Source organism: Xanthomonas sp. NCPPB 2933 (genome assembly GCF_056725225.1).
The window spans coordinates 4113040-4125791 of record NZ_CM161518.1; the positions used below are offsets into that span (position 1 = coordinate 4113040).

The 12752-nt window shown below is 65.0% G+C and carries 16 protein-coding genes, 2 tRNA genes and 2 other RNA genes; 4 read left to right on the forward strand and 16 right to left on the reverse strand.

Annotated elements, in window-relative coordinates; all coding sequences use genetic code 11:
* Positions 1–117 precede the first annotated feature (117 nt).
* From AC1PLU_RS16990 to dnaX, 4 genes are all read right to left on the reverse strand, one after another.
* Positions 118–468 (reverse strand): histidine triad nucleotide-binding protein, encoded by a 351-nt coding sequence (locus tag AC1PLU_RS16990; protein WP_481106836.1) that lies wholly within the window; start codon positions 466–468, stop codon positions 118–120.
* A 113-nt stretch (positions 469–581) separates the two neighbouring features.
* On the reverse strand, positions 582–1178 hold the full coding sequence (gene recR / locus AC1PLU_RS16995; protein WP_481106837.1) for a recombination mediator RecR: 597 nt from the start codon (positions 1176–1178) through the stop codon (positions 582–584).
* A gap of 99 nt (positions 1179–1277) precedes the next feature.
* Positions 1278–1598 carry a YbaB/EbfC family nucleoid-associated protein gene (locus AC1PLU_RS17000; protein ID WP_005913896.1) on the reverse strand — a complete coding sequence of 107 codons (321 nt, stop codon included), beginning with the start codon at positions 1596–1598 and terminating at the stop codon, positions 1278–1280.
* Between the two features lie 6 nt (positions 1599–1604).
* Entirely contained in the window at positions 1605–3674 is a 2070-nt protein-coding gene (dnaX, locus tag AC1PLU_RS17005; protein WP_481106838.1) for a DNA polymerase III subunit gamma/tau, read from the reverse strand.
* A gap of 233 nt (positions 3675–3907) precedes the next feature.
* Here dnaX and AC1PLU_RS17010 point away from each other — a divergent pair.
* Positions 3908–4000, forward strand: a tRNA-Ser gene (locus AC1PLU_RS17010).
* A 69-nt stretch (positions 4001–4069) separates the two neighbouring features.
* Positions 4070–4166: signal recognition particle sRNA small type (ffs, locus tag AC1PLU_RS17015), an RNA gene on the forward strand.
* A 75-nt stretch (positions 4167–4241) separates the two neighbouring features.
* Here the strand turns inward: ffs and AC1PLU_RS17020 are convergent.
* The 6 genes from AC1PLU_RS17020 to AC1PLU_RS17045 all read right to left on the reverse strand — a co-directional run bounded on the left by AC1PLU_RS17020 (position 4242) and on the right by AC1PLU_RS17045 (position 8036).
* Positions 4242–4691 (reverse strand): molybdenum cofactor biosynthesis protein MoaE, encoded by a 450-nt coding sequence (locus AC1PLU_RS17020; protein ID WP_316694111.1) that lies wholly within the window; start codon positions 4689–4691, stop codon positions 4242–4244.
* Entirely contained in the window at positions 4688–4933 is a 246-nt protein-coding gene (locus AC1PLU_RS17025; RefSeq protein ID WP_481106839.1) for a MoaD/ThiS family protein, read from the reverse strand. Before AC1PLU_RS17025 ends, AC1PLU_RS17020 begins: the two co-directional genes overlap by 4 nt.
* A complete protein-coding gene (gene moaC, locus AC1PLU_RS17030; RefSeq protein ID WP_481106840.1) occupies positions 4930–5427 on the reverse strand; it encodes a cyclic pyranopterin monophosphate synthase MoaC in 498 nt (165 codons plus the stop codon). Before moaC ends, AC1PLU_RS17025 begins: the two co-directional genes overlap by 4 nt.
* Positions 5428–5503: 76 nt before the next feature.
* Positions 5504–6538 carry a GTP 3',8-cyclase MoaA gene (gene moaA, locus AC1PLU_RS17035; RefSeq protein ID WP_481106841.1) on the reverse strand — a complete coding sequence of 345 codons (1035 nt, stop codon included), beginning with the start codon at positions 6536–6538 and terminating at the stop codon, positions 5504–5506.
* Positions 6538–7287: an MBL fold metallo-hydrolase gene (locus AC1PLU_RS17040; RefSeq protein ID WP_168956936.1), complete on the reverse strand. Its 750-nt coding sequence runs from the start codon at positions 7285–7287 to the stop codon at positions 6538–6540. The genes moaA and AC1PLU_RS17040 overlap by 1 nt, the downstream gene beginning before the upstream one ends.
* Positions 7287–8036, reverse strand: a complete 750-nt coding sequence (locus AC1PLU_RS17045; RefSeq protein ID WP_481106842.1) for a 3-deoxy-D-manno-octulosonic acid kinase — start codon at positions 8034–8036, stop codon at positions 7287–7289. Before AC1PLU_RS17045 ends, AC1PLU_RS17040 begins: the two co-directional genes overlap by 1 nt.
* 20 nt (positions 8037–8056) lie before the next feature.
* Between AC1PLU_RS17045 and AC1PLU_RS17050 the strand changes: the two genes are divergently transcribed.
* On the forward strand, positions 8057–9106 hold the full coding sequence (locus AC1PLU_RS17050; protein WP_481106843.1) for a glycosyltransferase family 9 protein: 1050 nt from the start codon (positions 8057–8059) through the stop codon (positions 9104–9106).
* A 105-nt stretch (positions 9107–9211) separates the two neighbouring features.
* Here AC1PLU_RS17050 and AC1PLU_RS17055 read toward each other — a convergent pair whose 3' ends face one another.
* The 3 genes from AC1PLU_RS17055 to AC1PLU_RS17065 all read right to left on the reverse strand — a co-directional run bounded on the left by AC1PLU_RS17055 (position 9212) and on the right by AC1PLU_RS17065 (position 9965).
* The gene (locus AC1PLU_RS17055) at positions 9212–9616 is read right to left on the reverse strand and encodes a DUF6165 family protein (RefSeq protein ID WP_104550703.1); all 405 of its coding nucleotides are present in this window, start codon (positions 9614–9616) and stop codon (positions 9212–9214) included.
* A 99-nt stretch (positions 9617–9715) separates the two neighbouring features.
* Positions 9716–9837: non-coding RNA, RtT sRNA (locus AC1PLU_RS17060), on the reverse strand.
* Positions 9838–9874: 37 nt separating this feature from the next.
* Positions 9875–9965 (reverse strand) — tRNA-Ser (locus AC1PLU_RS17065).
* 197 nt (positions 9966–10162) lie between these two features.
* On the opposite strand from AC1PLU_RS17065, the gene AC1PLU_RS17070 reads away from it, so the two are divergent.
* Complete coding sequence (locus AC1PLU_RS17070; protein ID WP_481106844.1) at positions 10163–10867, forward strand: PP2C family protein-serine/threonine phosphatase; 705 nt, start codon at positions 10163–10165, stop codon at positions 10865–10867.
* On the opposite strand, the gene dnaQ is transcribed toward AC1PLU_RS17070, so the two are convergent.
* From dnaQ to AC1PLU_RS17085, 3 genes are read right to left on the reverse strand one after another with little or no spacing between them, the layout of a single operon-like run.
* Positions 10864–11598 (reverse strand): DNA polymerase III subunit epsilon, encoded by a 735-nt coding sequence (gene dnaQ, locus AC1PLU_RS17075; RefSeq protein ID WP_481106845.1) that lies wholly within the window; start codon positions 11596–11598, stop codon positions 10864–10866. The genes AC1PLU_RS17070 and dnaQ overlap by 4 nt on opposite strands.
* A gap of 12 nt (positions 11599–11610) precedes the next feature.
* Positions 11611–12063: a ribonuclease HI gene (gene rnhA / locus AC1PLU_RS17080; RefSeq protein ID WP_255084923.1), complete on the reverse strand. Its 453-nt coding sequence runs from the start codon at positions 12061–12063 to the stop codon at positions 11611–11613.
* Positions 12064–12094: 31 nt separating this feature from the next.
* On the reverse strand, positions 12095–12751 hold the full coding sequence (locus AC1PLU_RS17085; protein WP_006450175.1) for a hypothetical protein: 657 nt from the start codon (positions 12749–12751) through the stop codon (positions 12095–12097).
* Position 12752 lies beyond the last annotated feature (1 nt).

Below are 12752 nucleotides of genomic sequence, written 5' to 3' on the forward strand. Positions count from 1 at the left end.
TAGAATAGTTGTCACACAAGAACGCCGCTCGCAGGGAGCGGCGTTTTTGTTTGTACGATTTGGGGGACTCGCATCAGGCGCGTTATGCGCTCGGGCGTTGCTCGATCGAGCAACGCATCAAGGCGTACCGAAACGCCCTAGCGGCGCGCCGGCCAGCAGATGCAGATGGATATGGAACACCGTCTGACCTGCATGCTCGCGGCAGTTCATCACGATGCGATAGCCACCCTGCGCCAGTCCCTGTTCGCGCGCGTACGATGCCGCGGCAAGTGCGAGCTTGCCGACCAGCAACGCCTGCTCTGGCGGTACATCGTCCAGCGTAGGAATGGCGTGCTGCTTGGGAATGAAAAGCACATGCACCGGCGCTTGCGGTGCGATGTCCTGAAAGCCCAGCACCTCGTCGTCTTCGTAGACGATGTTGGCCGGGATTTCGCGACGAATGATCTTGCCGAAGATGGTGTTGGTCATGGGTGGGGATTGGGGATTGGGGATTGGGGATTGGGGATTGGGAAGAGCTTACCGCGCGCTTGTGATGTTTTGCTTTTGCGAATCCCCAATCCCGACTCCCCAATCCCCCGCGCTCAAAGCACCTCACTGCGAGTGCCAAAGGCATGCGACAAGGTGCCGCGATCCACGTATTCCAGCTCGCCGCCAAGCGGCATGCCTTGCGCGAGCCGGCTTGGGCGCACCGCATGCTGCCGCGCCAGTTGCGCCAGGTAATGTGCGGTCGCCTCGCCTTCGACCGTGGCATTGGTGGCGATGATCATTTCGGTGACTTCACCGGCGGCCAGACGCTCACCGAGCCGGTCAAGCCCCAGCTCGCGCGGGCCGATGCCGTCCAGCGGCGACAAGCGCCCCTGCAGAATGAAGTACAGCCCGCGATACCCGGTGGCGTGCTCGATCGCCAGGCGATCGGCCGGTGATTCCACCACGCACAGCTGCTGCCGGTCGCGGCTGCTGCTGGCACAGATCGCGCAGATTTCCGCTTCGGTGAAGTCGCGGCATTGCACGCAATGCCCGACCTTTTCCACCGCATTGGCCAGCGCGGCAGCCAGGCGGCGGCCACCTTCGCGCTCGCGTTCGAGCACGTGGTAGGCCATGCGCTGCGCCGATTTCTGGCCCACACCCGGCAACACCCGGAAGGCCTCGATCAGTTGTTCGAGAAGAGATGAGGACATTGAATGGCCGGGATTCGGGAATGGAGATTCGGGATGCGCAAAGGCAAAAGCAATCTCGCTTTTGCCAATCTCCAATCCCGAATACCCAATCCCTGATCTTTAGAACGGTAGCTTCATGCCCGGCGGCAGCTGCATGCCGGCAGTGGCCGAGCCCATCCGGTCCTTGGATTCGGCATCGATCTTGTTGGAGGCATCGTTGAAGGCGGCGGCGATCAGATCCTCGGCCATCTCCTGGTCGGAGAGGATGCTGGGGTCGATCCGCACCTTGCGGCACTCCTTGGCGCCGGTCAGCGTCACGCTGACCATGCCGCCGCCGGCAGTGCCGGTGACTTCCAGCTTGGCCAGTTCTTCCTGGGCGCGCTGCAGGTTTTCCTGCATCTTCTGCGCCTGCTGCATCAATTGGGCGATGTTCCCACGCATGTGTCGTTACTCGTCGTAAGGGCGGATGGAATCGGGGACAACCCGCGCGCCCTGCTGCTGAATCAGCTGCTGCACATTCGGGTCGTTCATGAAGGCGGTTTCGGCCGCGCTCTGGCGCTCGCCTTTTTGGCGATTGGCCCGCTCGTGCAGGGTCTCGACATCGGCACTGCCGGTTTCGATGACGATGCGCGGCGTGTTTCCCAACTCGGGCGCGAGCGCTTGCGCAAGGTTGGCGATAGAGCGTTCGGAGTTCAGATATTCAAAGCCCGGCGCCAGCGCCAGACGCAGCACGCCCTCGCGATGACTGACGAAGGCAGCATTGGCCGCGAGCTGGCGCGAGGGGCCGTTCAAGCCGCTGCGGGTGACCAGCTCCAGCCATTGCTCGGCGTCGGCAATCTGGCCGTCGTCGAGCAGGACCGACGGATCGGGTGTTGGCGATGCTGCGGATACAGCAGTCGCGGAGGGTGTCGCCACAGCCGGCGCTGCATCCGCGGCGAGCGCTGGTGCCACAACAGCCACCGGAGGCGCAACTGCAGCTTCGGGCGCAACCGCGACAGGTTGTGCAGCCACAACTGCTGCAGAAGCTGCCATTGCGGCTTCCGGCGCGTACACAGCGGGCGACGCGGAGACGGGCGCAGATTTCGCACGCACGGGCGCATCGTCCAGTGCCCAGGGCGGCGTGTCGTCGTTGCGCGCGGGGGTGACTGACGGCGAAGCATCGGAAGAGGCCGCCGGAGCAGTCAGGACGACAACCGGTGCAGGCGCTGTAGCGACCACTGCAACTGCGGCGGCTGCGGGCGCCGGACGCGCCAAGTCCGCCGCAACGGCAGCCGGCGTCGCTTCAATCACCTCGGCATGCTTGGCCACTGCCTGCTTCGCGACTGCAGCAGGCACCGCCGCGACCGGTGCAGCAATCTGACCGCCAGCTGCTGCCGAATGCGCACCGCTACCGGCGCCAGCACCGCGTCCGTCGTCAGCGCCACCAGCCGGCACCGCCGCCGCAGGACGGAAAGCGAGCATGCGCAGCACCGCCATCTCGAAACCGGCGCGCGGGCTCGGCGCCAGATACAGATCGCGACGCCCGTTCAGCGCCATCTGATACCACAGCTGCACCACTTCCGGCCGCAGCTGCGCGGCATACGCGGTCGGGTCGATGCCATCGCCGACAAACGCTACCGACGGCACCAACTGCTGCACCTGGATACGGTGCAAAGCCTCGGCCAAGGCCTCCAGCACACCGCTCCAGTCGGGCGAGAACTCGGCCAGCGCGGCGACCACATGCATCAGGCGCGCGCCATCGCCGTCGGCCAACGACTGCAGCATCGCGCCGACCTGGGTGCGATCGACCGTGCCGAGCATGGTGCGCACCACGTCCTCGCGCAACGCGCCGCCGGCATAGGCGATGGCCTGGTCGAGCAGCGACAAGCCATCGCGCAACGAGCCATCGGCGGCCTTGGACAGTTGCACGATCGCCGACGGATCCGATTCGATCTGTTCGGCGGCCAGAATCCGGGTCATCTGGCCCTGAATCTGATCCTCGTCCAGCCGCTTGAGATTGAACTGCAGGCAGCGCGACAGCACCGTCACCGGCAACTTCTGCGGGTCGGTGGTGGCCAGCAGAAACTTCACGTGTTCGGGCGGCTCTTCCAGGGTTTTGAGCAGCGCATTGAACGCCGCCTTGGAGAGCATGTGCACTTCGTCGATCAGATAGACCTTGAACTTGCCGCGCGACGGCATGTACTGCGCGTTCTCGATCACCTCGCGCACATCGTCCACGCCGGTGTTGGAGGCGGCGTCGATTTCCAGCAGGTCGATATAGCGGCCGGCATCGATATCCAGGCAGGCCGGGCACGTGCCACACGGATCGGCACTGGTGCCGGTCTCGCAATTGAGCGACTTGGCGAAGATGCGCGCGATGGTGGTCTTGCCCACGCCGCGGGTGCCAGTGAACAGAAACGCGTGGTGCACGCGCCCACTGTCGAGCGCGTTACTGAGCGCGCGGACCACATGTTCCTGGCCAACGAGTTCGGCAAAACGCTTAGGGCGCCACTTGCGGGCGAGAACAAGATAAGACATCGGGCAACCAGCTTCCTCTGAACCGATATTGTGCCATGGCGCGCCAGATTGATCGTTCAGCCGTGGTACCCGGCCGTCCCCGCTGACCGAGGTCGCCCGGCAAGCGTGTTTGCTTAACCTGAAGACCTGCAAAGGCGGCATGCTCCCGACCGCAGAGATCGTTCGCCTTGTTAACCGCGCCCGCGGCGGCTAGAATCCCGCTCCTGCCGCAGACCCAGTCGCGCGGCAGGTACGGAGAGGTGTCCGAGTGGTTGAAGGAGCACGCCTGGAAAGTGTGTAAGCGTCTAAACCGCGCTTCGGGGGTTCGAATCCCCCTCTCTCCGCCAGTTTTATGGTCCAGCAACGCAATTGTATGGATCCAGGGTCACGCCAGTGGCCCACGTCTTATGGTGGCCCCGTCGGTCCCTCGCGACGCTAGATCGAAAATCCCGCCAGGGCCGGAAGGCAGCAACGGTATCGATTGACGCGGGCGCCGAGGTCAACCGGCGGGGACACCACCCTAATCAAAAAACAGGCTGCCCATGTGGCGATGGTTGTGTGCGTATTCGCAAAGCGGCAGCAACGCTGTCATTGCGTCTGCGCTTCCGGATGCAGCCAGCCCGCATCGCCTTCCAGGTAATGCTCGTGCTTCCAGATCGGCACGCGCGCCTTGACCTCGTCGATGATGAAACGGCAGGCATCGAATGCGGCACCGCGATGCGCCGCACTGACGCCCACCCACACCGCCATGTCGCCGATGCGCAGCTCGCCCACGCGGTGCACGCAGTGCGCGTTGACGATGGCAAACCGGCTCATCGCTTCGTCGAGCACCCGTTGGCCTTCGGCCTGCGCGAGTGCGGCATAGGCTTCGTAGCGCAGCCCGGCCACGCCGCGGCCTTCGTTATGGTTGCGCACCCAACCCTCGAAACTGGCAAACGCGCCGGCATGCGGATGCTCCAGCGCGGCACGCAAGCTGTCGATCGGTAACGGCACGTCAGAAAGCGCAAAGATGGCGGTTGTCTGCTCGCTCACGCTCAACCTCCCGACACCGGCGGAATAAACACGATTTCACTGCCATCGCGCAGCTCGTCTTCCCAGCGTGCGAACGCGCCATCCACCGCGACGCGCAGCTGCGTCGGCGTCCAGCGCAGGCCATGGCGCGTATCGAGTTCGGCATAGAACGCGCGCAAATCCTGCGCATCCGAGTGCACCTGCTCGCTTGCAACGCCCGCCGCTTCACGCAAGCTGGCGAAATACAGCACCGTCACTGTCGCGCTCATCGTGTTGCTCCGATATCGCGCTTGCCGCCGCGTTTGGACACCAGCCTGGTTGGGCCGATGCTCATTGCATGCGACAACGCCTTGCACATGTCGTAGACCGTCAATGCCGCCACGCTGGCACCGGTAAGCGCTTCCATCTCCACCCCGGTGCGGTGTACGCAGCGCACCGTGCAGCTGATCTGCAGCACCTGTTCGCCCGCCCAGTCGATCTCGAAGCGACATGCATCGATCGGCAGCGGGTGGCAGAACGGAATCAATTCGTGCGTGCGCTTGACCGCCATGGTGCCGGCGATCACTGCGGTCTCCACGATGCCGCCCTTGGCGCTGCGCAAGCCGTTGGCGCGCAGCTGCGCGGCCACGGCTGCGGGAAATCGCACTCGACTTTCGGCGGTGGCACTGCGTGCGGTGACCGCCTTGTCCGAGACATCCACCATGGTGGGCAGCCCGGCGTCATCCAGGTGGGTCAGGCGTGCGGAACGGGTTTTTGCGGGCATGGGAAACGACACAATGACAGGCGCTCAGGATGCGGCATTCTCGGTGAAAGCGGTGCCCTGATGAAACATCCACCACTCACCCACCGATCAAAAACATCTCGACCGGCTTGCCGCGGCGTGGCGTCGACGACGCACGCACCTCGCTGTAGCGGTCGCCACGGATGCTCCAGCGCGCGCGCAGATGTTCCGACAATCCATGCTCGCCCTGGCCCAACGCCGGCTTGAGGTCATGGCCCTGGCTAGCGAACAGGCAGGTGTACAACTGCCCGTCGGCCGACACGCGTGCGCGCTGGCAATCGCCGCAAAACGGCACGCTGACCGAACTGACGAAACCCAACTCGCCCGCGCCGTCGGCAAAGGCATGCCGTTGCGCCACTTCGCCGGTGTAATTGGCATCCAGCGGCACCAACGGCCAGCGCGCGTGGATGCGTTCGTGCAGTTGCGCTGAGGTCACCACCGCATCCGGCGTCCATCCATTGCAGCTACCTACATCCATGAATTCGATAAAGCGCAGCACGTGGCCGGTGCCACGGAAGTGCTCCACAAGCGGCAACACCTGATCTTCGTTGACGCCGCGCTGCACCACGCAATTGATCTTCAACCGCTGGAAGCCGGCCTGCTCGGCAGCGGCAATACCAGCCAGCACCTGCGCGATCTCGCCGCGGTTGCCGCTCATGCGTCTGAACAGCTCCGGATCCAAGGCATCCATGCTCACGGTGATGCGGCGCAGCCCGGCCTGACGCAGGGCAACCGCCTGACGCGCCAGCAAGGTGCCGTTGGTGGTCAGCGCCAGATCCTCGATGCCGTCGATGGCGGTCAATCGCGCAACCAAGCTCGGCAGGTCGCGTCGCAACAGCGGCTCGCCGCCGGTCAGACGCACCTTGGTGACGCCCACCGACACGAACGCGCGCACCAGCGTTTCCAGCTGATCGAAACTCAGGCGTTGCTGCGCATCGAAACCGTAATCGTCCGGCACCCGATCAGCCGGCATGCAGTAACCGCAGCGGAAGTTGCAGGCCTCAATGACCGACAGCCGCAAATCGCGCAACGGCCGGCCATAGCGGTCCTGCATCGGCGCGGCATTCTGATTCGGAAGCAGCAAGGCGCTCATCAGGGCACCATGGCGGCGGTCGGCTCCGCCAGCTCCAGGTAGTGTCCAGGCACCGCAACGCGATGGCCGCGTGCGCGGAGCACGTCGCCGTCGGCGTCGCTGGCGTAGTGGTACAGCAGCATGCGGCTCAACAGGTCCTGCGGGTATTCCCGCTCCAAATCGTCCACGCCAGTATGCGACGGGTTGCCGTGAACGCCGCAGTCATGCGCGATGAGTTCGCCGTCATCGGCATAGCGGGCCAGCATTTCCGGGATCGGCCGGGTATCGCCGCTCCACACCAGCGCACCCTTCAACCGCAGCCCGTAGGCGGTCTCCGGCCAATGGTGGCGCACCGGGAACACTTCAAGCCGCACGCCGTCATGCCAGAACGCATCGCCGACCGGCACCAGCTGAAACGCGTCCCAGAAGTTGGCGCCGCCCTCGGCTAGCACGTTCGGGTAGTCGGCGATCCGCCGCTGCAGCAGCGGCACCACCGGCGCCGGCACGTACAGGCGGGTGCGCCCGCGCCGCTCGGAGAAATAGCTGTCCACGAACACCCGCTCCAGCCCGCCAACATGGTCCAAATGCACATGGGTGATGAAGAACGCCTGCGGCAACTGGCCGTAATGGGCCTGGTAGGCAGTCAGCCCCTCGCTGCCGCAATCGATGGTCAGCCACGGCGCGCCGGCACGCTCGAGTGTGGCCATCGGCGAGCCAAGCGCCACCGCCGACGCATTGCCGACCCCCTGCACACGCAACGCCCAGTTCATCAGTAGCCCCGGCCCCAGGCCAGTTCGTAAGCGCGATGCAGGCGCTCGTAATCCTTGTCGACATCTTCGCGGCTGCGCGTGCCGCGCAATTTCAACAGCGAGCGATGCAGCCGCGCCAGATTGCGCTCGCGCCAGCGCGTGGCCGGAATGCGCAATACACCACGGTCGAAATCGATCAACCAGCCGTGCCCACCGGCATCGAACAGAATGTTGTGCGCGTTGAGATCGGCGTGATCCAGGCCGGCGCGATGAAAGCGCGCAATCAACCGCCCGGTCTCTTCCCACGGCGCGCCACGCCCGGCAACCTGCGCATGATCGGCCAGCGAGCGCACGTTTTCCAGGCGCTCCATCAACAGCGCAGCGCGATAGCCCAGGCCTTCGCGCAGGTAGCAGGCCGCCAACGGGCGCGGCACCGGCAACTTGCGGCTGAGCAATTCGCGCATCAGCCGGAACTCGGCGAAGCTGCGCGTGCGCCCCGCCCCTTTCCACAGGTAGTGATCGCGACTCACCCGGGCAGCCATGCCGCCACGCAGATACTGGCGCAACACGCTGCGGCCGAACGGCGCATCCACAAACCACGCCCCGCCACGCCCGCCCTCATCCACCGGCCGCGCCCTGTCGCCCCAGTGTTGCGGCGAAAACAGCATGGCATCGGCTTGCCGCAGCCGTTCGCGGTCGAACAGAATGGCGCCATAACCGCGGCCTTCGCGGTACGGCGTCAGCGCTTCAGTGGCGTCGAAAGAAACCATCTATCGAGTCTAACAACACCATGGCTTCTACGCCCGCTTCGTTATGCCTGCTGCGCCTGTCCGCCCTGGGTGACGTCACCCACGTGGTGCCGCTGGTGCGCACCTTGCAGGCGGGATTTCCGGCAAGCCAGCTGCATTGGATCATCGACAAGGCCGGGCTGAAGTTGCTCGACGGCCTGCCCGGTGTGCAGTTTCATGCCTACGACAAGCGCACCGGCATTGCCGGCATGCGCGCGCTGCGCCAGTCGCTGGCGCCGCTGGGCCGCTTCGATGCCTTGCTGCAGATGCAGGTGGCCTTCCGCGCGAATGTGCTGTCGGCATTCGTGCCGGCGCGGCGGCGGATCGGCTACGACCGCAGCCGCTCCAAAGACCTGCACGGCCTGTTCGTCAACGAGCGCATCGCAGACCGCCCCGGCATCCATGTGCTCGACGCCATCGGCAGCTTTGCGCAGCCGCTCGGCTTGACCCAGACCCAGGTGCGCTGGGATCTACCAGTGCCGGACGAGGCGCATGCCTGGGCGCGCGCGCAGTGGGATAACGACGGCCGCCCGGTACTGATGATTTCGCCCTGCTCCAGCCATGCGCGCCGCAACTGGTACGCCGACCGCCACGCGGCGCTGGCCGATCACGCCGCTGCGCAAGGCTGGCGAATCGTGCTGTGCGGTGGCCGCAGCGAGCTTGAACGCAGCACCGCCGATGCCATCGTCGCGGCGGCGCGCACGCCGGTGCTGGACCTGGTCGGCAAGGACACGCTCAAGCAGCTCCCCGCCCTGCTCGCCCGCGCCGATCTGGTGGTCACACCCGATTCGGGCCCGATGCATATCGCCAACGCGATGGGCACCAAGGTGCTCGGCCTGCATGCAGCGAGCAATCCGCTGCGCAGCGGCCCGTATTCGGACGTGCGCTATTGTGTGGACCGTTACGACGCGGCCGCCCGCAAACACCTGGGCAAGCCGGCCGACCAGCTGAAATGGGGCACCAAGATCGAGTTCGACGAGGTGATGTCGCTGATCACCGTGGACGATGCGATCGCTGCTTTCGAGCGTTATCGCACTGATCATCCGCGCTGAGGGGCGGCGACGGACAGTCGCTCAAACAGGCGTTCAATCGCTTGAGCAAGCGGCGCGTAATGCGCCGTTGCTCGGCTGCCTAGGGGCAGCGCAAAGCATTAGCGCTCAGACACCCTTGGCGCGATAGTCCTGATACGACTTCTCTTCCACATACGACGACCCTAGCGCCAGGTTGATCTCTTTCTTGATGCGCGCGCGCTCGTCGTTTTCGATATAGACGCTGCGCGCCAGCTGCACGAATGCATCGTCGAAGGTCTGCGCCTGCTCCTTGAGACGGATGTCATCTTCGATCACCCACAGCCGCTCGTTGACGGCCTTGAGCGCGGCACGCAAACGCACGATGTCGTGACCGGCGGCCGGATGCGCCATCCAGCTGATTTCCAGCGCAGACAGCTCGTTGCGCACATTGGTCAGCTTGGCAGGGTCGCTGATGCGCTCGGACTTGATCTGCAGGATCGCGATCTTGTCGAGCAGCTCACCAAAGGACACCGGCACCAGAATCTCGGACATGTCATGCCTCCAACGGATAGCAAAGGTGGAAGTGTAGGCATCGCACCGGCTGGCTGCGACCCATAAACAAAAGCCCCCTTGCGGGGGCTGATGCGAATCTGGCGGAGAGGGGGGGATTCACTCGGCACTACGTGCCTTCGCCCTGCGGGCGGCTTCGCCGTGCAGACAGCTGCGCTGTCTGTCGAACCCGGGGCTTCTCACCCCCCCAATGACGCCGGCGAAACTCACGCGGCACTGGCACAACTACTCGCCTCAATCTGGCGGAGAGGGGGGGATTCGAACCCCCGAGGCGCTATAAACGCCTGCCTGATTTCGAGTCAGGTACATTCAACCGCTCTGCCACCTCTCCAGATGGTCCCCGGTGTCCCGGGGCCGTGAATCATACGGGCACAGGCGCCAAGCCACAAGCGGGCTGGGCAAGCTCGACACACGGCGCCATCCGGGTCCGGAGTGAACCCGCACTGCAGTACCGGCAAGCAGTCTGTTGCCGCTGGCCGGTCCGGCCGCGATGATGGTGGCGCATCTTTCCTCTGGCGACCCGGCCCCATGCTCGAATTCGGACATCTCACCCACGTCGGCCTGCGTCGCGACCTCAACGAGGACACGTACTACGGCGACAGCGAGCTGGGGTTATGGCTGGTCGCCGATGGCATGGGCGGGCATGCCTGCGGCGAAGTGGCCAGCGCATTGGCGCGCGAAACCATCGTGCGCGAAGTGCGCGCCGGCACCTCGCTGGCGCAGGCGGTGCGTATCGCCGACGAAGAAATCATCAAGACCTCGCGCCGCTGCAACGATACCTTGCCGATGGGCACCACCGTGGTCGCCGCCCGCGTGCTGGGCCAGCGCTTCGAAGTGGCCTGGGTCGGCGACAGCCGTGCCTATCTGTGGCGCGACGGCCGGCTGGCACAGCTGAGCCAGGATCATAGTTATGTGCAGGAACTCATCGCGCAGGGCACGCTCACCAGCGAGCAGGCACGCGCGCATCCGCATCGCAACGTGGTGACCCAGGCGTTGGGCGTGACCGACCCGGCCCACCTCAATGTCGCCACCATGCAGGGCGAACTCAAATCCGGCATGCAGCTGCTGCTATGCAGCGACGGCCTGACCGAAGAAATCGACGACGCCACTATCGCCGCAACCTTGTCGCAAGCCGATTGCAGCGCCCAGGAATGCGTCGAATGCCTGGTTGCCGCCGCACTGGATGGCGGCGGCTCGGACAACATCACCGCGATTCTGGTGCGTAGCTACTAGTCAGCAGCGGCAGTTTCTTCGACCGGCGCATCCCACAGCGCACGCCCGGCCTTCTTGCGCAACTGCGCCAGACGCGCCTCGTGCGCCTGCGACTCCGAGGCAGTCACCGCCACGCGCGGGCGCGGCAACAGCAATGCCGGATCGAAGCTGATCATGCCGTCACCGTCCTGGGTGCTCTGACCGGCATCGGCGCTGGCAAACCCGATTTCCTCCTGGCCAGACGTCAGCGCGATATACACATCGGCCAGGATCTGCGCATCGAGCAAGGCGCCGTGCAACTGGCGATGCGAGTTGTCCACGCCCAAGCGCTTGCACAAGGCGTCCAATGAATTGCGCTGCCCCGGATAACGCTCGCGCGCCATCATCAAGGTATCCACCACAGTGGCGCGCTCGACGATGCGGCCGTAGTTGTCGCCCAACAGCGACAGTTCGTTGTCCAGGAAGCCCAGATCGAACGCAGCGTTGTGGATGATCAGCTCCGCGCCGTCGATGTAGGCCAGGAACTCCTCCACCACATCGGCGAACAAGGGCTTGTCGGCCAGGAATTCCAGCGTCAACCCGGTCACTTCCTGCGCGCCGGGTTCGAAGTCGCAATCGGGCTTCAGATAGCGATGGAAGTTGTTGCCGCTGGGGCGCCGCTCCAGCAGCTCCACTGCACCGATTTCGACGACGCGGTTGCCCTTGCGCCATTCCAGGCCGGTGGTTTCGGTATCGAGAATGATCTGACGCATGAATCCTCTTGCTTATTGTGTTGCCAGGCCGCCGCGCTGGGCGATGGCCTGATTGCGGGCAAGCACGTCGACGCGCTCGTTATCCGGGTCGCCATTGTGGCCTTTCACCCAACGCCAATCGATGTTGTGTCGCTGCGTGGCCGCATGCAGCCGCTCCCACAGTTCACGATTCTTGACCGGGTCGCCGCCGGCTGTTTTCCAGCCGCGCCGCACCCAGCCGGACATCCATTCGGTGATGCCCTGGCGCACGTATTGCGAGTCGGTATGCAGCACGATCTGGCATGGCTCGGTGAGCGTCTCCAGCGCCATGATCGCCGCCATCAACTCCATGCGGTTGTTGGTGGAGGTGGCTTCGCCGCCGGCCAATTCCTTCTCGCGGCCGTTGTAACGCAACAGGGCCGCCCAACCGCCCGGCCCGGGATTGCCGAGGCAGGAGCCGTCGGTATGCACTTCAATTGATTTCATCAGCTTCTGGTGTTTGGAAAGTAGTCAGTCGTCAGATCGTGGCCACGGGCTGTGGCCAGCGCGAGGGCATCGCGATCGGGGTCGGGCCGATCGAAGCGGCGGCACGCTTTTCCACTTCGAGTAAATACACCGCGCGCCAGGGTGCGCGACCAGGGCCGGAGGGGCCACTTCCGGTACGCCAGATCGGCCCCAGGTAACGTTCCTGGTCCACGCATTGCAGCCCCGCACGTTGCGCCAGCAACCGCCAGCGATCCGGCCGCAAGGCGACCGGACCACGTCGTGCCCAGCGAAAGCGGTAGGGGCTCATCGGATTGAGCGTGAACAGCCACAGCCGGCCGCCGGGCATCAGCAGCCGCTCGCATTCGGCCAAAAATTCCGCCGCGCCGCCGACCACCGCATGCTGCACCACGATCGCCTGCAGGCTCTCGGCCGGCAACGGGAACGGCATCGCGCAACGCGCATCGCCAGCGAAGCGCCCCGCGCTGCGATACAAGCGCAAACCACGCCCCTGCAATGCCTCGCGCGGCGGCAGGTCGGTGGTTGGCGTTAGCCACAACCAGGGCTGCGAGGGACGCGTTTGCAGCGCCGCCAGCGCCACTTGGCGCTCCAGCTGGAGCAGACTGCGCCCCGCGCCTGTTTCAAACCAGGATGAGACGCCAGCTTGACGGGAGAAGGGCGTGGCAGGCATG